General features: G+C 70.0%; 16 protein-coding genes. 8 read left to right on the top strand and 8 right to left on the bottom strand.

Annotated features, from left to right (window positions below):
* Positions 1 to 7: 7 nt before the first annotated feature.
* The 3 genes from ACFC96_RS16750 to ACFC96_RS16740 are packed head-to-tail and all read right to left on the bottom strand — an operon-like array spanning position 8 to position 2776.
* Positions 8 to 919 carry an ABC transporter ATP-binding protein gene (locus ACFC96_RS16750; protein WP_376612860.1) on the bottom strand — a complete coding sequence of 304 codons (912 nt, stop codon included), beginning with the start codon at positions 917 to 919 and terminating at the stop codon, positions 8 to 10.
* Entirely contained in the window at positions 916 to 1821 is a 906-nt protein-coding gene (locus tag ACFC96_RS16745; protein WP_376255267.1) for an ABC transporter permease, read from the bottom strand. Before ACFC96_RS16745 ends, ACFC96_RS16750 begins: the two co-directional genes overlap by 4 nt.
* On the bottom strand, positions 1811 to 2776 hold the full coding sequence (locus tag ACFC96_RS16740; protein WP_100597170.1) for an ABC transporter ATP-binding protein: 966 nt from the start codon (positions 2774 to 2776) through the stop codon (positions 1811 to 1813). Before ACFC96_RS16740 ends, ACFC96_RS16745 begins: the two co-directional genes overlap by 11 nt.
* Before the next feature lie 243 nt (positions 2777 to 3019).
* Here ACFC96_RS16740 and ACFC96_RS16735 point away from each other — a divergent pair, with 243 nt between their 5' ends.
* The 7 genes from ACFC96_RS16735 to ACFC96_RS16705 all read left to right on the top strand — a co-directional run bounded on the left by ACFC96_RS16735 (position 3020) and on the right by ACFC96_RS16705 (position 10322).
* Positions 3020 to 3862: a M24 family metallopeptidase gene (locus ACFC96_RS16735; RefSeq protein ID WP_376612858.1), complete on the top strand. Its 843-nt coding sequence runs from the start codon at positions 3020 to 3022 to the stop codon at positions 3860 to 3862.
* Complete coding sequence (locus tag ACFC96_RS16730) at positions 3862 to 5643, top strand: SDR family oxidoreductase (RefSeq protein WP_376612856.1); 1782 nt, start codon at positions 3862 to 3864, stop codon at positions 5641 to 5643. The genes ACFC96_RS16735 and ACFC96_RS16730 overlap by 1 nt, the downstream gene beginning before the upstream one ends.
* Positions 5640 to 6584 (top strand): metal-dependent hydrolase, encoded by a 945-nt coding sequence (locus tag ACFC96_RS16725; protein WP_376612854.1) that lies wholly within the window; start codon positions 5640 to 5642, stop codon positions 6582 to 6584. The genes ACFC96_RS16730 and ACFC96_RS16725 overlap by 4 nt, the downstream gene beginning before the upstream one ends.
* A 99-nt stretch (positions 6585 to 6683) precedes the next feature.
* Positions 6684 to 7634, top strand: coding sequence for a MerR family transcriptional regulator (locus ACFC96_RS16720; RefSeq protein ID WP_376612852.1), 951 nt, complete (start codon positions 6684 to 6686; stop codon positions 7632 to 7634).
* Between the two features lie 115 nt (positions 7635 to 7749).
* Positions 7750 to 8292 carry an RNA 2'-phosphotransferase gene (locus ACFC96_RS16715; RefSeq protein WP_376612850.1) on the top strand — a complete coding sequence of 181 codons (543 nt, stop codon included), beginning with the start codon at positions 7750 to 7752 and terminating at the stop codon, positions 8290 to 8292.
* An 83-nt stretch (positions 8293 to 8375) separates the two neighbouring features.
* A complete protein-coding gene (locus ACFC96_RS16710; protein ID WP_376255278.1) occupies positions 8376 to 9314 on the top strand; it encodes an LLM class flavin-dependent oxidoreductase in 939 nt (312 codons plus the stop codon).
* Positions 9315 to 9401: 87 nt separating this feature from the next.
* The gene (locus ACFC96_RS16705) at positions 9402 to 10322 is read left to right on the top strand and encodes an HAD hydrolase family protein (protein WP_376255280.1); all 921 of its coding nucleotides are present in this window, start codon (positions 9402 to 9404) and stop codon (positions 10320 to 10322) included.
* Between the two features lie 465 nt (positions 10323 to 10787).
* Here ACFC96_RS16705 and ACFC96_RS16700 read toward each other — a convergent pair whose 3' ends face one another.
* The 5 genes from ACFC96_RS16700 to hisC form a co-directional block, all read right to left on the bottom strand.
* Positions 10788 to 12533: a GAF domain-containing sensor histidine kinase gene (locus ACFC96_RS16700; protein WP_376612848.1), complete on the bottom strand. Its 1746-nt coding sequence runs from the start codon at positions 12531 to 12533 to the stop codon at positions 10788 to 10790.
* Between the two features lie 246 nt (positions 12534 to 12779).
* Positions 12780 to 16274: a thiol reductant ABC exporter subunit CydD gene (gene cydD / locus ACFC96_RS16695; RefSeq protein WP_376612846.1), complete on the bottom strand. Its 3495-nt coding sequence runs from the start codon at positions 16272 to 16274 to the stop codon at positions 12780 to 12782.
* 27 nt (positions 16275 to 16301) lie between these two features.
* A complete protein-coding gene (cydB, locus tag ACFC96_RS16690) occupies positions 16302 to 17306 on the bottom strand; it encodes a cytochrome d ubiquinol oxidase subunit II (RefSeq protein WP_376612844.1) in 1005 nt (334 codons plus the stop codon).
* 20 nt (positions 17307 to 17326) lie between these two features.
* Positions 17327 to 18859, bottom strand: coding sequence for a cytochrome ubiquinol oxidase subunit I (locus tag ACFC96_RS16685; RefSeq protein ID WP_372562943.1), 1533 nt, complete (start codon positions 18857 to 18859; stop codon positions 17327 to 17329).
* A gap of 215 nt (positions 18860 to 19074) precedes the next feature.
* Positions 19075 to 20154, bottom strand: a complete 1080-nt coding sequence (gene hisC, locus ACFC96_RS16680) for a histidinol-phosphate transaminase (protein ID WP_376612842.1) — start codon at positions 20152 to 20154, stop codon at positions 19075 to 19077.
* Positions 20155 to 20566: 412 nt separating this feature from the next.
* On the opposite strand from hisC, the gene ACFC96_RS16675 reads away from it, so the two are divergent.
* The gene (locus tag ACFC96_RS16675; RefSeq protein WP_376255290.1) at positions 20567 to 21679 is read left to right on the top strand and encodes a LacI family DNA-binding transcriptional regulator; all 1113 of its coding nucleotides are present in this window, start codon (positions 20567 to 20569) and stop codon (positions 21677 to 21679) included.
* The last annotated feature ends 46 nt before the right edge of the window (positions 21680 to 21725 follow it).

The following is a 21725-nucleotide window of genomic DNA, read 5'->3' as shown; positions in this document are numbered from 1 at the left end:
GGGCCTCCTACGCCGCGACCAGATACGAGAACACGGACTCGAGGGACTCGTCGGACGGCGAGACCGTGAGCAGTCTGATGCCGTGGGCCTTGGCGACCTGGGGCAGCAGGGTGGTGAACCGGCCGAAGTCGACGGCCTGGACGCGCAACGCGCCCTCCTTGAGGTCGACTTCGATGCCCGCGGTGGACGGGTCCGCGATCAGGGCGGCCGCGAGGGCGCGGTCGTCGCTGGAGCGGATCAGATAGCGGTGCGGGCGGTCGGTCATCAGGCGGCGGATCTTGCGGAAGTCACCGCCGGCCGCGTGGCGCCCGGCGACGATCACCTCGATGTGGGAGGCGAGCTGCTCGACCTCTTCGAGGATGTGGGACGAGAAGAGGACCGTGCGGCCCTCGGCGCCCATGCGGCGCAGGAGGTCCATGAGCTGCATGCGCTGGCGCGGGTCCATGCCGTTGAACGGCTCGTCGAGCAGCAGCACGGACGGCTCGTGGACCAGGGCGGACGCCATCTTCACGCGCTGCCGCATGCCCTTGGAGTACGTCGAGATCTTGCGGTCCTGCGCGTACTCCATCTCGACCGTGGCGAGCGCCTTCTGTGCCTCGTGCGGGCCGAGACCCTGCAGCTCGGCGTTGGCGACGACGAATTCACGGCCGGTGAGGAAGTCGTACATCGCCTCGCGCTCGGGGACGATGCCGATGTGGCGGTAGACCTGTTCGTTGCGCCAGATCGGCTCCCCGTCGAGGGTGACCGTTCCGTTCGACGGGGCGAGGAAGCCGCCCATCATGTTGATGAGGGTGGACTTTCCCGCGCCGTTCGGGCCGAGGAGGCCGGTGACGCCGGGGGAGATCGTCATCGTGATGTCGTTGACCGCCACCACGTTGCCGAACCAGCGCGATACGTGGTCGATGTTGATCGTGGTCACAGTCCGACCTTCCGGTAGCGGCGCATCAGGAGGCCGTAGCAGCCCGCGATGAGTCCGAGCACGACGAGCAGATAGACGACGCCCTGGCCGGTCGAGGGGCCCTGCCCGCCGGGGAAGGCGGAGGTGGCACCGAGGAAGGCGGTCTGCACGCCGTCGATGAGGGTGACCGGCGAGAAGAGGCCGAGCCACGTGATCGCGCCGCCGTTGCCCTGCGAGTCGGCGATGGCCTGGACGGTGGAGACCGCTCCGTAGGAGATGGTCATGACGGCGATGACGGCGGCGATGCCGAAGCCGCGGCGGGGGGTGACCGCCGAGACGACGAGGCCGATTCCGGCGAAGAGCAGCGAGAGCAGAGCCACGGAGACCAGTCCCTGGGCGAATCCCTTGGTCTGTTCGGCGAAGTCGAGCTTGGCGAGCAGCGCGCCTGCGTAGAGCACGATCAGCGGGGCCGCCGTGAGGGCGAACAGGGCGGAGGTCATGGCCGCGAACTTCGCCAGGACGTAGTCACCGCGCTCGATGGGGCGTGAGAAGTACAGGGGGACCGTCTTGAAGCGCAGGTCGCGCGAGACGGACTGAGGTGCCTGGGAGGCGAGATAGAGACCGATGACGGCCTGCAGAAGGATCGCGTAGCGCGTGTAGTCGACCGGCAGGTCCTTCATCTTGGTGGTGACGGCCACCGCGACCATGATCAGCGCGGGGACGCACATCACGACGAAGAGCAGCATGGGCAGCACTTTGGACTTGGCCGACCGGCCGAGGCCGTAGGCGCCGCGCAGGCTCTGGGAGAAGAGCGAGCGGCGGGCGTAGGCGCGGCCGAGGCGCGGGCCGTCGTAATGGCGGTAGCCGATGTTGTGGATGCGGGTCTGCTCACCGGCGGGGGTGAGGGACTGCTCAACCGCCATGGGTGACCGCCTCCTTCCGCTCGTTGTCCGTCTCTGAGCGGAAGACTTCCGCGATGTGGTGCCTGCGCTGTTCCATCCGGATCAGCCCGAGGCCGAGCTCGGCGACGATGTCGCGCACGAGGTCGTAGGTGTCGTCGCTCTGGGTGGTGATCAGGACCGTGTGTCCGGCGCCGGGCAGCTCTCCGCCGGTCGCGGTCTCGATGCCGCGCAGGGCGAAGGCCTCGCGCAACGCGCGCGTGCCGTCCGGGTGTTCGTCGGAGTCGGTGACCTCGATCGCCAGAGTCGTCGTGGTCTGGGTGAAGTCCGTGGTGGAACTGGAGCGCAGGAGCTTTCCGCCGTCGACCACGACGACGTGGTCACAGGTGCGCTCGAGCTCGCCCAGGAGGTGCGAGGTGACGAGGACCGAGATGCCGAAGTCGGTGTGGACGCGACGGATCAGGTCGAGCATGTCGTCACGGCCGACCGGGTCGAGACCGTTCGTCGGTTCGTCGAGGAAGACGAGCTGCGGGTCGTGGACAAGAGCCTGCGCGAGCTTCACGCGCTGCTTCATGCCCGTCGAGTAGCCGCCGATGGGGCGGTAGCGCTCTTCGTAGAGGCCGACGTGGCGGAGGGTGTCGGCGGTGCGCTCGCGGGCCGCGGTGGGCGGCAGGCCCGACATACGCGCCATGTGGACGACGAACTCGGTGGCCGAGACGTCGGGCGGTAGGCAGTCGTGTTCCGGCATGTAGCCGACGCGTTCGCGGATGGCGGCGCCTTCGGTGGCCACGTCGAGGCCGAGCACGGCGGCGCGGCCCTCCGTGGCGGGGGACAGACCCAGCAGGATCTTGATCAGTGTGGACTTGCCGGCTCCATTGGCTCCGACGAGTCCCGTCACACCGGGCCCGATGTCCATGGAGAGCCGGTCAAGCGCGGTCACCCGGGGGAACCGCTTGCTCAGGCTTTCGGTCGCGATCACAGTCACACTTCGAAGGTAGTGGCGCAGACCACACGGATCGTCAGACCAGGGGCTTGTCCCCGTCTCAGACTCGAGTACTACGGGTCCCTAGGGGTTCCTCCCTGAGTCGCTCTCGTGGAGCTCCCGGAGATTTCCACCGGCGCCCGTGCACACCCCTTGACGCAGCCGTCAACCATTGTCACATTCATCAGTGTCAAGTTACGAGCACGTACGGCAACGGACGGGACACGGACGGACGGTGGCATGACCTCAGCAGTGGTACGTGAACTCTCCGCGGAACTGCGGGGGTTCAGAGAAGTCCAGTCCCTCGCGTACGAGTGTGCGGAGGCGGTCGCGGCGCAGCTCGAGCCGGGCGTGACGGAGCGCGAGGCCGCCCGGGTGCAGCGGGAGTGGCTGCGCGAGCGCGGGGTGCGCGACTGGTTCCATCTGCCGTTCGCCTGGTTCGGCGACCGCACGGCGTTCGCCGGCTTCCGGATCCCGCTCCAGTTCTTCCCGACGAACCGGAAGCTGGAGGCGGGGATGCCGTTCATCCTCGACATGGCCCCGGTCTACAAGGGCTGTACGGCGGACATCGGCTACTCGGGCTCGCTCGGCCTCAATCCCGTGCAGGACAAGCTGCTCGCCGACCTCGAGGCACATCGCGAACTGATCCTGCGCGAGGTCCGTGAGCGCCGTTCCCTGCGGGAGATCTACGAGGACGTGGACCGCCTCATGGTCCGTCAGGGCTATGCGAACCGACATCGCGCGTACCCGTTCGGAGTGATCGCGCACAAGGTGGACCGGGTCAAGGAGCGCCGGATCTCCCCGACGCTGTTCGGCTTCGGCACGCAGTCCCTGAAGGGGCTCGCGAGCGACGCGATCCATGGGCATCGGGACGGCTGGTCCCCGCTGTGGTCGCCGTACAAGTTCTCCGACCATCCGCCGCAGCCGGGACTGTGGGCGGTGGAGCCGCACCTCGGCTTTCGGGGTACGGGCGCGAAGTTCGAGGAGATCCTGGTCGTCACCGACTCCAAGGACCCCGAACAGAGCGCGTTCTGGCTGGACGACGATCTGCCGCATGTGCGGCGCTGGGCGGAGGGCATCTGATGGCGGAACTCAAGGGGCTGGCCGGGGCGCGGGAGCGCTGGGTGAGCACGGGCGGTATCGAGCTGTGCGTGGCCGAGCTGGGCGACCCGGCCCGGCCCACGGTGGTGCTCGTGCACGGCTACCCGGACTCGAAGGAGGTGTGGTCGGAGGTCGCCGAGCGGCTCGCCGACCGCTTCCATGTGGTCCTGTACGACGTGCGGGGCCACGGCAGGTCGACGGCGCCGACGCCGCTGCGCGGCGGGTTCACGCTGGAGAAGCTGACGGACGACTTCCTCGCGGTCGCCGACGCGGTCAGCCCGGACGCCCCCGTCCATCTGGTCGGCCACGACTGGGGCTCGGTGCAGTCCTGGGAGTTCGCCACGGTCCGGCGCACCGAAGGCAGGATCGCGTCCTTCACCTCCATGTCGGGCCCGTCGCTCGACCATTTCGGGCACTGGATCAAGAAGCGCATGGCGCGGCCGACGCCCCGCAGGGTGGGCCAGCTGCTCGGCCAGGGCGCCAAGTCCTGGTACGTGTACATGCTGCACACGCCCGTGCTGCCCGAGCTCGCCTGGCGCGGGCCGCTCGGCAAGCGCTGGCCGAAGATCCTCGAACGCATGGAGAAGGTGCCGGCGGGCGACTACCCGACGCCGTCCCTGCCTTCGGACGCCGCCCATGGCGCCTGGCTCTACCGGGACAACGTCCGGGCGCGGCTGAGCAGGCCACGGGCTGACGCGTACGCGCACGTGCCGGTGCAGCTCGTCCTGCCCCTCGGCGACATCTTCCTGTCCGAGCGGCTCTATGACGAGCTGGAGCTGTGGGCACCGGGATTGGTCCGGCGCACGCTGCCGGCCAAGCACTGGGTACCGCGCACCCGACCGGATCAACTGTCCGCGTGGATCAGCGAATTCGTCCTGGCGAACGAGGAGCGGGAGACGGGTGTGCCCGCAGAGCGTACGAAGGCCACGGGCAAGCACGCCGAGCGCTTCGGCGGCCAGCTCGTGCTGGTCACCGGAGCGGGCAGCGGCATCGGGCGGGCCACCGCCTTCGCGTTCGCCGAGGCCGGCGCGCGCGTGGTGGCCGTCGACCGGGACACGGAGAGCGCGGCCCGCACCGCCGAGATGGCCCAGCTCATAGGCGCCCCCCAGGCATGGGCCGAGACCGTGGACGTGAGTGACGAGCAGGCGATGGAGAAGCTCGCCGAGAAGGTTGCCGCCGAGTACGGCATCGTCGACGTGCTGGTGAACAACGCGGGCATCGGCCTGTCCGGGTCGTTCTTCGACACCACGCCGGAGGACTGGAAGAAGGTCCTCGACGTCAATCTGTGGGGCGTCATCCACGGCTGCCGCCTGTTCGGCAAGCAGATGGCCGAGCGCGGACAGGGCGGTCACATCGTGAACACGGCGTCCGCCGCGGCATTCCAGCCCTCCAAGGCGCTGCCCGCCTACAGCACGTCCAAGGCGGCCGTCCTCATGCTCAGCGAGTGCCTGCGCGCCGAGCTGGCGGGCCAGGGGATCGGTGTCTCCGCGATCTGTCCCGGCCTCGTGAACACGAACATCACGGCGACGGCCCGCTTCGCCGGGGTCGACGCCGAGGAGGAGAAGCGCCGCCAGAAGAAGTCCTCGCGCCTGTACGGCCTGCGCAACTACCCGCCGGAGAAGGTCGCCGACGCGATCCTGACCGCCGTCGTGCGCAATCAGGCGGTCGTCCCGGTCACACCGGAGGCCCGCGGCGCCCACCTCATGTCCCGCTTCACGCCCAAGGCCCTGCGCGCCGTCGCACGATTGGAGCCGCCGCTGTGAGCACCGAGGAGAGCCCCGATCGCACCGGACGCACGGAGCCCGCCGGGCACTACGCGATCACCCCGCGCCGCGTCGCCTTCGACTGGGAGACGACGCCGCTGCACTGGATACCGGACGAGCCCACGGCGACGCACGTCATCAACGTGCTGCACCTGCTGCTCCCGGCGGGGGAGCGGTGGTTCGTGAAGGTCTTCAAGGAGGGCCTTCCGCTCGTCGACGATCCCGAACTGCTGCGGGACGTCAAGGGGTTCATGGGTCAGGAGGCCACGCACAGCGTGCAGCACGCGTACGTGCTCGACCACCTGGCCGCTCAGCGACTCGACACCCAGGACTTCACGAAGTACGTCGACTTCCTCTTCGAGAAGCTCCTCGGCGAGCGGCCGCCGCTGGGCGCTCCGATCTCCACCCAGGAGTGGCTGCGCTTCCGCCTCTCCGTCATCGCGGCGATCGAGCAGTTCACCGCGGTCCTGGGGAACTGGGTGCTGCACGCCGAAGGGCTCGACGCGGCGGGCACGGACGAGGTCATGCTCGACCTGCTGCGCTGGCACGGCGCGGAGGAGGTCGAGCACCGCGCGGTCGCGTTCGACATGTACCAGCACTGCGGCGGCGAGGGCCTGCCCCGCTACGCCCGTCGGCTCGCGGGCATGGCCGTCACCGCTCCCGTGATGCTGTACCTGTGGGCCTGGGGCGCGGCGTATCTCATACGTCACGACCCGCAGCTCGCCGGACGGATGCGCTACTCGCCGGCGGAACACAACAGGGCGGTGCGCAAGGGACTGCTGCCCAGCTGGCGGGAGCTGGGTGCGGCGATACCCCGCTATCTGCGGCGGTCGTACCATCCCTCGCAGGAGGGGTCGCTGCGCAAGGCCGTCGAGTATCTGGCGCAGTCGCCCGCGGCGAGGACGGCGGCGGGTGCGATCGGCCGGACCGCTCTGTCCTAGGGACCTTCGTCCGGCCGCACGCGATCGACGTCCGGACACGGGTCGGCGCCGCCTTCCCACAGGCACGGCGGCCACAGGCACGGCAGAGGGATGTGAAGCGTGACGGAACAGGCTGTGGCCGAGTACCGGATCGAGGACCTGGCGCACCGCAGCGGCGCCACGGTCCGCACCATCCGCGCCTACCAGGACCGCGGGCTGCTCCCCCGCCCCGAGCGGCGCGGCAGGGCCAATGTGTACGGGGACACGCATCTGGCCCGGCTGCGGCAGATCGCCGACCTCCTCGACCGCGGGTACACCCTGGCCTCGATCAAGGAGCTGCTCGAGGCGTGGGACGCGGGGCGCGGGCTCGGTGGTGTGCTCGGCCTGGTCGCGGAAGTGGACGGGCCGTGGACCGACGAGAAGGCCGACCGGATCTCGCGCGCCGATCTCGCGGCACGGTTCGGAGGCAGCGAGGACGAGGCGGCCATCGCCGACGCGGTGGCGCTCGGGATCCTGGAGCAGATTCCTGGGCATGAGGACGAGTTCCTGGTGCCGAGCCCTCAAGAGCTGTCTGTGGCAGCCGAGTTGCACGCGTCCGGCGTTCCACTGCCCGCGATCTCGGCTCACCTGAGGGAGTTGAGGGGGCAGATCGAGCACATCGCCACCCGTTTCCTGGAGTTCACGACCGAGCATGTCTTCGCGCGCTACCTCGGCCCGTTGCCCCCGACGGACGCGGAAGCGGCCGAGGCGGCCTCGCTCGTACGCAGACTGCGGCCGCTCGCACAGCAGTCGGTCGACGCCGAACTGGCGCGTGCCATGAAGCTGTTCGCCACTCGGCACCTCCACCGCCACCTGTCGGAGGGCCCGGTCGTCTCCCATGCGGAGGAGGCTCATTCGGTCGCTCTTCCCGCCGACACGATCCGCGCTGTACAGAGCCTTGTTGGAGCCGAGAGCGCCGCCGCGTTCATCGCAGCGGCGACCGAACGGGAAGTACAAGCAAGAACATTGGACTCTCTCACCTCAAATCATCGCAATTCTCCTTCTGTTGACCAAATGCCGCCAACTACATGACGGTTGTCCACAGAATCGCCAAATCCCCTGTGGATAACCGGACTTGGCTGTGGATCAAACCTGCGAACAGAAAAATCACGTGCACGAGGAGTGAGACGCCCGCCACTCTGACGGGATGGATGAAAGACGTGTCGTCAAGGTGTCGAAGTACCTCTCGAAGCACCTGCGTCACCAACCGGAGCGGATCGGGCTGACCCTCGACGAGGGCGGCTGGGTCGAGATCGGGACGCTGCTCGCCGCGGCCGCCGCCCACGGCTTCCGCATCACGCGGGACGAGCTCGACCATGTCGTCGCCGCCAACGACAAGCGGCGCTTCGCGATCGAGGGCTCCCGGATCCGCGCCAGCCAGGGCCACACCGTGGACGTCGACCTCGGGCTGCCCCCGGCCACGCCGCCCGCGTACCTCTACCACGGCACCGTCGCGGCGAACCTGGACGCGATCCGTGCCGAGGGGCTGCGGCCCATGAGCCGGCACGACGTCCATCTCTCGCCCGACCGCGAGACCGCCACCCGCGTCGGCGCCCGCCGCGGCCGCCCCGTCGTGCTGTCCGTCGACGCGGGGGCGATGCACCGGGACGGCCACACGTTCCGCGTCAGCACCAACGGCGTCTGGCTCACAGAGGCCGTTCCACCCCGCTACCTGCGGTTTCGCGACTGAGACCGGCCGGACCTGCGCGCCGCGGTCCCTGCGTCGCCCTCACCCCGGCCCACGCCCGGCGCGCGCCGCTTAGGCTCTGAGGCATGAGCGATCAGCCCCGTCAGCCCACGCCCGCCCTGCGCCTGAGCACCGTGATCCTGCCCTACCGCCGCTGGCACGAGGGCAGCCGAGCCGCGTGGCAGCGCGCCGAGGAACTGGGTTTCCACACCGCGTACACCTACGACCACCTGGCCTGGCGGACCTTCCGCGACGGCCCGTGGTTCGGCGCCCTGCCGACCCTGACGGCCGCCGCGTCCGTCACGGAGCGGATGCGCCTCGGCACACTCGTCACCTCGCCGAACTTCCGGCACCCGGTCACCCTGGCCAAGGAACTGATCTCCCTCGACGACATCTCCGGTGGCCGGATCACCCTCGGCATCGGCGCGGGCGGCAACGGCTTCGACGCGACGACGCTCCTGAAGGCCGGCGAGGAGCCGTGGACCCCGCGCGAACGGGCCGACCACTTCGCCGAGTTCGTCCCGCTGCTCGACCGGCTGCTGAGCGAGGACTCGGTGACGTACGACGGCGAGTTCTACTCTGCCCAGGAGGCACGGAACATCCCGGGCTGCGTGCAGCGGCCCCGACTGCCCTTCGCGGTGGCCGCGACGGGACCGCGCGGACTGAAGCTGGCCGCCCGGCACGGGCAGGCATGGGTGACGACGGGCGACCCGAAACTGTTCGAGACGGGCACGCCAGAGGAGTCGATTCAAGCCATTCGCGGACAGGCCGCCAAGCTCGCCGACGCCTGCGCCGAGATCGGTCGGGACGCCGCCGAACTCGACAAGGTCCTCCTCACCGGGTTCACCCCGGACCGAAGCCGTCCGCTGGAGTCCGTGGACGCCTTCGTCGACTTCGCCGGCAAGCACGCCGCCCTGGGCATCACCGAGATCGTGATCCACTGGCCCATTCCCGACTCGGAGTTCGCAGCCGACCAGAAGGTCTTCGAAAGCATCGCCACCGAGGCCCTCGCCCAGCTCGGCTGAGTCCCCGCGGCAACCGGCGGAACCGGTGGGGCGCCTGCGCGAGGACCGTACTCATCTGCGCGCCCCACCGCACGCCCGTGCGCGCATATGCGGGACAATAGTGCGGTGACCTCACCGACTCCTCGGCCCTGGACCCCGGCCGCCAACGCCCCCGCGCCCCGGCTCGTCGCCACGGACCTGGACGGCACGCTGCTGCGCGACGACAAGTCCGTCTCGCCGCGGACGGTCGCCGCGCTCGCCGCCGCCGAACGGGCCGGCATCGAGGTCTTCTTCGTGACCGGCAGACCGGCCCGCTGGATGGACGTCGTCAGCGACCACGTGCACGGCCACGGCCTGGCGATCTGCGGTAACGGCGCGGCCGTGGTGGACCTGCACGGCGGCCCCGGCCGCCACCGGTTCGTGAAGGTCAGGGACCTCGCCTCCGGGATCGCCCTCGACGTCGTACGCATCCTGCGCGCCGCCGCGCCCGGCACGGCCTTCGCCGTCGAGCGGACCGGTGGCCTCCACCACGAGCCGACGTACCCGCCGCTGCACCTGGAGGCGGGGGAGAGCGTCGCGGCCGCCGAGAAGCTCCTCGCCGACGACTCGCCCTGCGCCGACCAGCCCGTACTCAAACTGCTCGCGTACCACGCCGACCTCGCGCCCGACGAGTTCCTCGCCCTCGCTCGCGCGGCCGTCGGCGATCGCGCGGCGATCACCCGGTCCAGCCCCAGCGCGCTCCTGGAGATCAGCGGCCCCGGCGTCTCCAAGGCCAGCACCCTCGAGCTGTGCTGCGCCGAGCGCGGCATCACGGCGGCCGAGGTCGTCGCCTTCGGGGACATGCCCAACGACATGGAGATGCTCCGCTGGGCCGGCACCTCGTTCGCGATGGGCAACGCACACCCGGACGTGCTCGCAGCCGCGTCGGGCCACACGGTGCCGAACAACGAGGACGGCGTGGCCGCGATCATCGAGCAGATCCTGGCGGCGCGTCAGCCCTCCGAGGACAGCGCACGGGGCGACGCCTAGAAGCAGCTCCCAGAAGGCGGGAAGAAACGGTCCTCCATCTGTGGGTCCGGGCCCGCGCAGGGGCCCGGCCCGCACAGGGTCCCGGCCCGCACGAGAATCCGACGCTGACCTCGTATCAGGTCCTCGGGCTCTCCTCGTAGAGCCGCGCGGCTCGGCCCTGGTCCCGGCCCCCTCGGCCCCCTCAGCCCGGTCGAATCCTTCGGACACCTGCGGGTGGGTCTCAGCGGACGCGATCAACGCGCACAGCTCGACCCGATGACCGTGACCGGACGGCCGGACGACCGGACTGCAAGGGGACGACCACGACGTTGGCGCATGTCTCGGATCGTGGCCCGGGGCTTACGGTTTACGGCTTACGGCTTACGGCAGCGGCCTGTTGAACTCGCCCACCCAGGGAGAAGCGGGTGCCCGTACAGCTCAGATCCGTACCCCGGACAAGACCTGGGGCGTTGCCTGGTCGCATCCTCAGTGAGGCGCCTGCCAGACCACGGTCGTGCCGCCCCCGTCCTCGCCGATGCCCGGCCCGTACCAGCTGTCGCCGCCCAGCGACTCGGCCCGCCGCTTGAGGTTCTTGAGGCCGCTGCGCCGGCCGCCCTCCGAGATGCCGACGCCGTCGTCGCAGACCGTCAGCCGGACGCCGCGCTGCCCGTCGGGGAGCGTGACGTTCGCGTCGACGACCACGTCGATGCGGGCGGCCTCCGCGTGCCGGAACGCGTTGGACAGGGCCTCTCGCAGGGCCGCGATGAGGTTCTTGCCGGTGAGTTCGCCGACCACGGTGTCGACGGCGCCGGCGAAGTGGTGCGTGGGCTTGAAGCCGAGCGGCACGGCCGCCATGTTGATCTCGCGCAGCACGCGTGTGCGCAGGCCCGAGGGTGCCTCGGCGGGCCCCTGCTGGAGCGCGAAGATGGCCGTGCGGATCTCCTGGATGGTGACGTCCAGTTCGTCGACGGCCTTGCCGATACCGACCTGCACCTCGGGCACGACGGACCTGCGCTGGGCGCTCTCCAGCATCATCCCGGTGGCGAACAGGCGCTGGATGACGAGGTCGTGGAGATCGCGGGCGATCCGGTCACGGTCCTCGTACACCGCGAGCCGCTCCCGGTCGCGCTGCGCCTCCGCCATCATCAGCGCGAGCGCTGCCTGGGAGGCGAACTGGGTGGCGAGGGTGCGCTCCGCGTCGGTGAAGGGCTGGGCGCCACGCGCGCGTGGCGTCACGAGTGTGCCGAGGACGCGGCCGTCGCTCCGGAGGGGCAGCATCATCGCGGGACCGTAGTCGCGCGCGAGATCGGTCAGTATGCGCTGATCGGTGGACGCGTCGTCGACGAACACCGCGGCCCCGCCCAGGAGTTCGGCGACGATCTCGCTTTCGGCCGGGATGATCACGCCGAGGGCCTGCGAGGGATCGTCCGCCGAGACGGCGACAATCTCCATGCCGCCCTCCTCGGCTGGCAGGAGGACGATGCCGGCCGCCGATCCCGACAGGTGTCTGGCCTGTTCGGCGACGACCTGGAGGGCTTCCTCGGCGTCACTGCCGGACAACAGAGCGGTCGTGACGGCCACTGACCCGTCGATCCACCGCTCGCGCTGCCTGGCGGCCTCGTACAGGCGCGCGTTGCCGATGGCGATGCCGGCCTCCGTGGCGAGGACGCGCACCATGTTCAGGTCGTAGTCGTTGAACTCGACCCCGCCGTGCTTCTCCGTCAGATAGAGGTTGCCGAAGATCTCCCCCTGTACGCGGATGGGGACGCCCAGAAAGGTTCGCATCGGCGGGTGGTGGGCCGGGAAGCCGCAGGAGCGCGGGTCGTCGGCCAGATTCGCGAGGCGTACCAGGCCCGGGTCGTGGATGAGCGCTCCGAGGAGCCCGCGATGGCCGTCGGGGAGCCGTCCGATGAGCTCCGCCGTCTCCGCGTCGACCCCGTGGAAGACGAAGTCCGAGAGCGCCTCGCCGTCCTCGGAGACGACGCCGATCGCCGCATAGCGGGCGTCGGCGAGTTCGGCGGCCGTCTCGCAGATGCGGTCGAGGGTGGAGTGCAGTTCCAGACCGGTGCCCACGGAGCGCATCGCTTCGAGCAACTGCGGCACCCGCGCGGTCAGCTCGGCGGACAGTCCCTGGAGCCCGCGCGTCGCCTGCGTCGCCGCCTCCAGGGCGTCGGAGGAGTCCCGCTCGCCGTCGGGCGGTGGGGTGGCGCCGGACACCGGTGCAGCTGACATGCCTCGAGACTAGTTAGTCCCATTTGTAGAGGAAAGTCGGCGTTACGGACCCCGGCCCCGGTCATCCGGTACGCGTGGTCGACCGCCCCACGCGGCAACCCGGTACGCGAGGCTGCCCGCTGCGCATGGCCATCCGGCACGCGTGGCTACCCAGTGCGCGTAGCCACCCGGTACACGTAGCCGACCCGGCGTGGCTACCCGGTTGTACGTGGCTACCCGGTGCACGTGGCTACCCGGTGCACGTGGCTACCCGGCCGCCAACAGCTCCGCCTCCCGCTCGCGTTCCCGCAGGGCGCGCAACGGCCCGTCGACCGCCATCAGATCCTCGTACCTGCCGCGCTGCACGACCCGTCCCGCGTCGAGGACGATCACCTCGTCCACAGCGTCGAGGCCGGCCATCCGGTGCGTGATCAACAGCGTCGTGCGCCCCTCGGTCGCAGACAGAAGGTCCGCCGTGAGCGCGTCCGCCGTCGGCAGGTCGAGGTGCTCGGCGGGCTCGTCGAGCACGAGGACAGGGAAGTCGGCGAGCAGGGCGCGGGCCAGGGCGAGCCGCTGCCGCTGGCCTCCGGACAGGCGCGCGCCGTGTTCGCCCACGAGAGTGCCGAGACCGTCGGGCAGCGAATCGGCCCATTCCAGGAGGCGCGCGGCGGCCAGGACTTCGCGCAGCTCGTCGTCGGTGGCGTCCTTCTTGGCAAGGAGCAGGTTCTCGCGCACCGAGCTGTCGAAGAGGTGCGCGTCCTGCGCGCACAGCCCGACGAGCCGCCGCACCGCGTCCCCTTCGAGCCCGTACGCGTCCTGCCCGGCCAGGGTGTACGCGCCCTCACCCGCGTCCAGGAACCGCAGCAGGACCTGGGCGAGCGTCGTCTTTCCGGATCCCGACGGGCCGACGACAGCGACCCTGCGGCCCCGCTCCAGCGTGAGATCGACCCCGTGGAGCGCGTCCCGACCCTGCCCGTCGTGGCGCGCGGCGAGGCCACGTACCAGCAGGGGGAAGGGGTCCTGCGGCGCCTGCGCGGGCGCTTCCGGCTCCCGTACGGGGTCCGGCGCGTCCAGGACCTCGTGGACCCGTTCGGCGCTCTTCTTGACCCGCTGGCGGTACTGCACGGCGAGCGGGAGTCCCATGACGGCCTCGAACGCGGCCAGCGGCGTGAGGACGACGACCGCGAGCTGGACTCCGTCGAGGCGGCCCTCGCGCACTCCCTGCACCCCGGCGAGCGCGGCACCGGCCACGGTGAGGCCGGTGATCAGCGCGGTGAGGCCGTCGCCCAGCGCGGTGGCGGTGGCGGCGCGGGACGCGATCCGCGTCAGCACGGAGTCGGCGGCCTTCGCCTGCGCGGTGCGCGCGGGAAGCGCTCCCGCGACGGTCAGTTCGGCGGTGCCGGTGAGGAGTTCGGCCACGCGGGTGGCGAGCGTCCCGCGCGCGGGGGCCAGGCGGCGCTCGGCGCGGCGGGCGACGGCTCCGGAGAGCAGCGGCACGCCGATTCCCGCGAGCAGCAGGCCTACGGCGAGCACGGCGCCGGCGGCGGGCAGCATCCAGGCGGTGAACGCGACGGAGGCGGCACCGACCACCGCGGCGGCCGACGCGGGCAGCAGCCAGCGCAGCCAGTAGTCCTGGAGGGCGTCCACATCGGAGACGAGCCGGGAGAGGAGATCTCCTCGGCGCGTCGCGCGCAGGCCCGCCGGGGCAAGCCGCTCCAGCCGTCGGTAGACGGCGACCCGGGTGTCCGCGAGCATCCGCAGCACGGCGTCGTGCGACACGACCCGCTCGCCGTACCGGAAGCAGGCGCGCCCGATCCCGAAGGCGCGGGTCGCCGTGACGGCGACCATCAGGTACATCACGGGCGGCTGCTGCGAGGCCCGCGAGATGAGCCACCCGGAGGTCGCCATGAGTCCGACGGCGCTGCCGAGGGCGAGCGCGCCGAGCAGCAGCGCGAGGGCGAGCCGCCCCCGCCGTGCCCGTGTGGCGCCTCGCACCCGCGAGAGCACACTGCCCCGGCTCTGTCGGGAGCGGGCCGCTTCGTGCTCGTCCTCTACGAAGACAGGCAGTTCGGCCGCCTGGGCCGTCGGCACAGGACGTGCCGCCGTCTCCCCCGGCGCCGCGGGGGAACGCGGTACGTCCAGACGCACCACCCGGTCGGCGACGGCCAGCAGCGCGGGACGGTGCACCACCAGAAGAACGGTCCGGCCGGCGGCGAGCCTGCGGACCGCCTCGACGATCCCCGCCTCGGTCTCGCCGTCCAGCGCGGCCGTCGGCTCGTCCAGCAGCACCACCGGCCGGTCGGCGAGGAACGCCCGCGCCAGGGCGAGCCGTTGCCGCTGTCCGGCCGAGAGCCCCGCCCCGTCCTCGCCGAGCAGGGTGTCCGCGCCGTCGGGCAGCGCACGGACGAAGTCCTGGGCCCCCGCCTCGCGCAAGGCGTCCTCGACCTCCGCGGGCGACGCGTCGGGCCGCGCGAGCCGCACGTTGTCCGCGATCGACCCGGCGTACAGCTGCGGCCGCTGAGGCACCCAGGCCACGCGCGCATGCCACGCCTCCCGGTCGAGACCGGCCAGATCGGCACCTCCGACGAGAACCCGCCCCGCCTGGGGACGGACAAATCCGAGCGCCGCACTCAGCAGCGTCGACTTGCCCGCGCCGCTCGGGCCGACGAGTGCCACCGTCTCCCCGGGGGCGACCTCGAAGTCGGCCTCCGAGACGGCGTCCGCGGACCGGCCGGGATAGCGGACGGTCACTCCGTCGAAGGCGATACCTGTGGCGGCGGGCACCGCGCCGGCGCCTGACGGCGGCACCGGGGTCTCCAGGACGGCGAAGATCTCCTCCGCCGCGGCGAGCCCCTCGGCCGCCGCGTGGTACTGCGCGCCGACCTGACGCAGCGGCAAGTAGGCCTCGGGCGCGAGGACGAGGATGACGAGTCCCACGTAGAGGTCCATGTCGCCGTGTACGAGCCGCATGCCGATGGTCACGGCCACCAGGGCGACCGACAGCGTAGAGAGGAGTTCGAGGGCGAACGACGACAGGAAGGCGATACGCAGGGTCCGCATCGTCGCCTGCCGGTACTCGCCGGTGATCCGGCGGATCGACTCGGCCTGTGCCTTGGCCCGACCGAACACCTTCAGTGTCGGAAGGCCGGCCACCACGTCCAGGAAGTGCCCCGAGAGCCGGGACAGGAGCCGCCACTGGCGGTCCATGTGGGACTGGGTGGCCCAACCGATGAGGATCATGAATACGGGGATCAGAGGAAGTGTGCAGACGATGATCGCCGCGGACACCCAGTCCTCGGTGACGATGCGCGCGAGCACCGCCACGGGCACCACCACCGCGAGGCCCAACTGCGGCAGATAGCGCGAGAAGTAATCGTCGAGCGCGTCGACACCCCGTGTCGCGAGCGCCACCAGGGATCCGGTCCGCTGCCCACCGAGCCACCCCGGGCCCAGCTGGGAGGCGCGCTCCAGGAGCCGTCCGCGCAGCTCCGACTTGACCGCCGCGCTGGCCCGGTGAGCGGCCAGCTCGGTCAGCCACGAGACCAGACCGCGCCCGGCCGCCACCAGCGCAAGCAGCAGGAGCGGTGTGCGCAGGGCGGAGACATCCAGGCCGTGCTCGAAAGCCCCCACCACCACTTCGGCGATGAGCATCGCCTGAGCGATGACCAGGCCCGCCCCGGCCACGCCGAGGACCACCACCGCGATCAGGAAGAGGCGAGTGGCCCTGGCGTACCGGAGCAGGCGCTGGTCGATCGGTTTCACGTGAAACACACCCTCGTCATCAGGGGTTCAGTGTGCGGCGTCGGCGATGTGTTGCGTGCCGATCCGCTTGCGAAACACCCAGTAGGTCCACGACTGGTAGAGCAGCACGATGGGCGTCGCCACCGCCGCGCACCAAGTCATGATCTTCAGGGTGTAGGGGCTCGATGAGGCGTTGGTGACCGTGAGGCTCCAGTCCGGATCGAGCGAAGACGGCATGACGTTCGGGAACAGCGTCAGGAAGAGCATCGCGACGGCTGCCGCGATCGTGATGCCGGACAGCGCGAACGACCAGCCCTCACGCCCCACCTTGATGGCGACGAGGGCGCCGACGAGGGCGGCCACCGTGACGATCATTGCGATCAGCGACGAGCCGTCGCCCTTGTCGGCCTGGGTCCAGATCAGGAAGGCGAGCGCGAAGGCGGCAGCCACCAGACCGAGTCCCAGCGCCGTCTTCCGTGCCCGCACCCGGATGTCGCCCACCGTCTTGAGCGAGGCGAACACCGCGCCGTGGAAGGTGAAGAGCGTCAGCGTCACCAGACCGCCGAGGATCGCGTACGGGTTGAGCAGGTCCCAGAAGCTGCCCACGAACTCCTTGTGCGCGTCGATCTTCACGCCGCGCACGATGTTCCCGAAGGCCACGCCCCACAGCACCGCCGGGATCAGCGAGGTCCAGAAGATCGCGTGCTCCCAGTTGGTCTGCCACTTCTCCTCGGGCCGCTTCGCCCGGTACTCGAAGGCGACTCCCCGCACGATCAGGCAGACCAGGATCATCAGCAGTGGCAGATAGAAGCCCGAGAAGAGCGTCGCGTACCAGTCCGGGAAGGCGGCGAAGGTCGCACCGCCGGCCGTGAGAAGCCACACCTCGTTGCCGTCCCAGACGGGTCCGATGGTGTTGATCAGGACGCGCCGCTCGGTGCGTCCACGGGCGAGAACCTTGGTGAGGACCCCGATCCCGAAGTCGAACCCCTCCAGGAAGAAGTAGCCGATCCACAGGACCGCTATGAGTACGAACCAGACGTCGTGAAGTTCCATGCCTCAGCAGCTCCTCAGTCTCAGTACGAGAAGGCCATGGGCCGGTCGGCATCGGAGGCGTCGCCGGAATCCGCTCCGGGTCCCGGGCCGCCGATCTTGGTGGGCGGGTTGAGGTCGGCCTCGGTGAGCTCGGGCGGACCCTGCTTGATGTACTTGACCATCAGCTTCACCTCGATGACGGCGAGCGCGGCGTAGACCAGCGCGAACACGATCAGGGAGGTGAGCACCTCGCCCTGCGAGACGCCGGGGGAGACCGCGTCCCGGGTCCTGAGCACGCCGTAGACCACCCATGGCTGGCGCCCGGTCTCGGTGAAGATCCAGCCCCAGGAGATGCCGATGATCGGGAAGATCAGCGTCCACTGGGACAGGCGCCACCACCAGATGCCCAGCTTCGGCATCAGCTCCTTGTTCTTGGTGAGCATCAGCTTCGGCACTTCGTCCTCGCCGGTGCGGTGCTCCGGCGCCAGCCAGAACCTGCGGCGAGTGAGCCACAGACCCGCCGTGCACAGGGCCATCGAGACACCGCCGAAGCCGATCATCCAGCGGTACGACCAGTAGGCGGTGGGGATGTTGGGGCGGTAGTCACCGGGCCCGAACTTCTTCTGCTCCGCCTTGTTGATGTCGTTGATCCCGGGGATCTCGGCGTTGAAGTCGTTCTTGGCGAGGAAGGACAGCACGCCGGGGACCTCGATGGCGACCGTGTTGTGGCCCTTGGAGACATCGCCGTACGCGAAGATCGAGAACGGCGCCGGCTTCTCCGTGTCCCACAGCGCCTCCGCGGCCGACATCTTCATCGGCTGCTGCTCGTACATCACCTTGCCGAGCGTGTCCGCGCTGACGACGGTGAGGAGCGTGCCGACCATGGCCGTCACCAGGCCGAGGCGCAGCGACATCCGCATGGTGCGGATGTGCTGCTTCTTGCGCAGGTGAAAGATCGCTATGCCGGTCATGAACGCGCCGCCGACCAGGATCGACGCGCTGATCACGTGCCAGAAGTTGACGAGCACCGTCTCCTGGAAGAGCACGGCGGCGAAGTCGGTCAGCTCGGCGCGCTTGGTGCCGTCCCGCTCCACGATCCGGTAGCCGACCGGATGCTGCATGAACGAGTTGGCGGCCATGATGAAGTACGCCGACAGGATCGTGCCGATGGACACCAGCCAGATCGTGGCGCAGTGCAGCTTCTTCGGGAGCTTGTCCCAGCCGAAGATCCACAGGCCGATGAAGGTCGACTCGAAGAAGAAGGCGATGAGCGCCTCGAAGGCGAGCGGAGCGCCGAAGATGTCGCCGACGAAGCGCGAGTAGTCCGACCAGTTCATGCCGAACTGGAACTCCTGCACGATGCCGGTCACGACACCCATGGCGATGTTGATCAGGAAGAGCTTGCCCCAGAACTTGGTCGCCCGGAGGTAGTGCTCCTTGCCCGTCCGCACCCAGGCCGTCTCGAGGATCGCCGTCAGGGCGGCGAGCGAGATGGTCAGGGGGACAAAAAGGAAGTGATAGACGGTCGTGATGCCGAACTGCCATCGCGCCAGAGTTTCCGGCGCCAGAGCCATCAACGTCGGGTCCACTGCGTCATCTCCTTAAGTCGCCGTGGTCCAGCGGCAATATGCCCCTTTAATCCCACTGCTCTCCGGATCAACCGGGCACGCTTGTGAAAGCGTTCACATTCACAAGCATTATGTACTACCGGCTCCGGACAGCAGAAGGGGGGTCCCCCCTTACTCCGGGGAACCCCCACCGCGTCACAGAGCGGCCGCAGCCGCCGGGCCTACAGCTCCTTGCGGAACGCCGCCGCCGTGTTCAGGAAGACGTCGTTGGCCTCGGCCTCCGCGATCGTCGCCCGCATGCCCTCGCCGGCGAACGGCCGCACGACCACACCGGCCTGCTCGCACGCCGCGGCGAAGTCCGCCGTGCGCTCCCCCAGCCGCAGCCACACGAAGTTCGCGTGCGACTCCGGCACCGTCCAGCCCTGCGCCCGCAGCGCCTCGACAACACGGTTGCGCTCACACACCAGCGAGCCGACCCGGCCGAGCAGCTCGTCCTCGGCCCGCAGCGAGGCGACCGCCGCATCCTGCGCGAGCTGGCTCACGCCGAACGGCACCGCCGTCTTGCGCAACGCGGCCGCCACCGGCTCGTGGGCGATGGCGAAACCGACCCGCAGGCCCGCGAGCCCGTACGCCTTGGAGAACGTCCGCAGCACGGCGACATTCGGACGGTCCCGGTAGATCTGGACCCCGTCCGGCACCTCGGCGTCACGGATGAACTCGCGGTACGCCTCGTCGAGCACGACCAGGACGTCGCTCGGGACCCGGTCGAGGAACCGCTCGAGCTCGGCCCGGCGCACCACCGTGCCGGTCGGGTTGTTCGGGTTGCACACGAAGATCAGGCGCGTGCGGTCGGTGATCGCGTCGGCCATCGCGTCGAGGTCGTGGACCTCGCCGGACGTCAGCGGCACCTCCACCGCCTTGGCGCCACTGATCTGCGTGATGATCGGATACGCCTCGAAGGAACGCCAGGCGTAGATGACCTCGTCGCCGGGACCGCTGGTCGCCTGGAGCAGCTGCTGCGCGACCCCGACCGAGCCGGTGCCCGTGGCCAGGTGCGTGACCGGCACCGCGAAGCGTTCCGCCAGCTCGTTCATCAGCCCGGTGCAGGCCATGTCCGGGTAGCGGTTGAAGGATCCGGCCGCCGCGACGGCGCTCTCCATCACGCCGGGAAGAGGCGGATAGGGGTTCTCGTTGGAGGACAGCTTGTACGCCACCGGCCCCCCGGCCGCGGCAGCCTTGCCCGGCTTGTAGGTGGGAATACCCTCCAGCTCGGCACGCAGCTTGGGGCTCGTCTCGCTCACCGCAGTCCTCCTCGCGACCACCATTTCAATACTGCTCACCTTAAGAGGATTCGCGGCAGACCCCAATGGCCCGGGGCCCCCGACATCCCAGGTGGTCCTCCGACACCACCCCTGACGACGATCGCGGACCTCCCGAAGGCGTACGAAGGAGGGGGAGCGCTCCCTCTCACGACGCACGCCGGTAGCTCGCGCCGTGGCGCGCATCCCCCGTGAAGGTGAGTTGAGACCTACTCGCAACATCGCCGACTTGGCAGGCCCATGCGCGCCGACAAGTGACGTCCCAGCGCCGAAACCCTCAACTTCCTTGATTTCCAAGGTCATTGACTTTGTCCGGCCATGCAGAAACGTGCCTGTCAACGCGTGCATATGCACTCACGCCACCCCGCCGAATGAGCCCTACTATCGGCTCGCCATGACAGCAGCAGGGAAGCACCAGGTGAGCAGGGCGGAGACCAGCCGCCGGGGCACCCGGCAGGTGCGGGCGGGCATCAGAGACGTTGCCGCCGCCGCCGGGGTCTCCATCACGACTGTCTCCGATGCGCTCAACGGTAAGGGCCGGCTCCCGGACGCCACCCGACGCCATGTCCGCGAGGTCGCCGACCGGTTGGGCTATCGCCCCTCCGCGGCGGCCCGAACGCTCCGCACCGGAAAGTCGGGCCTCATCGGCCTGACCGTCACGACCTACGGAGATGAACCTTTCACCTTCACCGAATTCGCGTACTTCGCGGAAATGGCGAGAGCCGCCACCTCGGCGGCGCTCGCCCGCGGGTACGCCTTAGTCATCCTGCCCGCCACCTCACGCCACGACGTGTGGTCGAACGTCGCTCTCGACGGCACCGTCGTCATCGACCCGTCCGACCATGACCCGGTGGTCACAGAGCTGGTCCGCCAGGGCCTGCCCGTCGTCTCCGACGGACGCCCCGCCGGCACGCTCCCCGTCACCGCCTGGGTCGACAACGACCACGAGGCCGCCGTGCTCGGCATCCTCGACCATCTCGCCGCCGCGGGGGCCCGCCGCATCGGACTCCTCACCGGCACGACCACGGACACGTACACCCATCTGTCCACCTCCGCGTACCTGCACTGGTGCGAGCGGATCGGACAGGAACCCGTGTACGAGTCCTATCCCGCACACGATCCGTGCGCGGGGGCTGTCGCCGCCGACCGGCTCCTGGCCCGCCCCGACCGGCCCGACGCCGTGTACGGACTCTTCGACCCCAACGGCACGGACCTGCTCGCCGCCGCCCGCCGCTACGGCCTGCGCGTCCCCGAGGACCTGCTGCTCGTCTGCTGCAGCGAATCCGCCGTCTACGCCACCACGGAACCACCCATCACGACCCTCTCGCTCAAGCCACGGCGGATCGGCACCGCGGTCGTCCAGCTCCTGATCGACGCCATCGAGGGGGTTGAATCGGAGCAGACGGTGGAGCAGGTGATACCGACGGAACTCATCGTCCGGACCTCGTCCCAGCGCCGTCCACCCCGCACGACGGTCAGCCCGCCCCGCTCCCCGGGACAGGGCTGAACGACGGCTTCCGGGTGGTCCCCCCGAAGACCACCCGGAAAAGCCC

This window comes from Streptomyces sp. NPDC055955, assembly GCF_042270245.1.
Taxonomy (GTDB): domain Bacteria; phylum Actinomycetota; class Actinomycetes; order Streptomycetales; family Streptomycetaceae; genus Streptomyces.
This window is presented reverse-complemented; position numbering and strand designations above follow the sequence as displayed.

Coding starts and splice junctions, on each gene's coding strand:
- cydB (WP_376612844.1), bottom strand. CDS start 17,306: ATGGAACTTCACGACGTCTGGTTCGTACTCATAGCGGTCCTGTGGATC.
- ACFC96_RS16700 (WP_376612848.1), bottom strand. CDS start 12,533: ATGTCAGCTGCACCGGTGTCCGGCGCCACCCCACCGCCCGACGGCGAG.
- ACFC96_RS16745 (WP_376255267.1), bottom strand. CDS start 1,821: ATGGCGGTTGAGCAGTCCCTCACCCCCGCCGGTGAGCAGACCCGCATC.
- ACFC96_RS16675 (WP_376255290.1), top strand. CDS start 20,567: ATGACAGCAGCAGGGAAGCACCAGGTGAGCAGGGCGGAGACCAGCCGC.
- ACFC96_RS16710 (WP_376255278.1), top strand. CDS start 8,376: ATGAGCGATCAGCCCCGTCAGCCCACGCCCGCCCTGCGCCTGAGCACC.
- ACFC96_RS16730 (WP_376612856.1), top strand. CDS start 3,862: ATGGCGGAACTCAAGGGGCTGGCCGGGGCGCGGGAGCGCTGGGTGAGC.
- ACFC96_RS16705 (WP_376255280.1), top strand. CDS start 9,402: ATGCGGGACAATAGTGCGGTGACCTCACCGACTCCTCGGCCCTGGACC.
- ACFC96_RS16715 (WP_376612850.1), top strand. CDS start 7,750: ATGGATGAAAGACGTGTCGTCAAGGTGTCGAAGTACCTCTCGAAGCAC.
- ACFC96_RS16685 (WP_372562943.1), bottom strand. CDS start 18,859: ATGGCTCTGGCGCCGGAAACTCTGGCGCGATGGCAGTTCGGCATCACG.
- ACFC96_RS16735 (WP_376612858.1), top strand. CDS start 3,020: ATGACCTCAGCAGTGGTACGTGAACTCTCCGCGGAACTGCGGGGGTTC.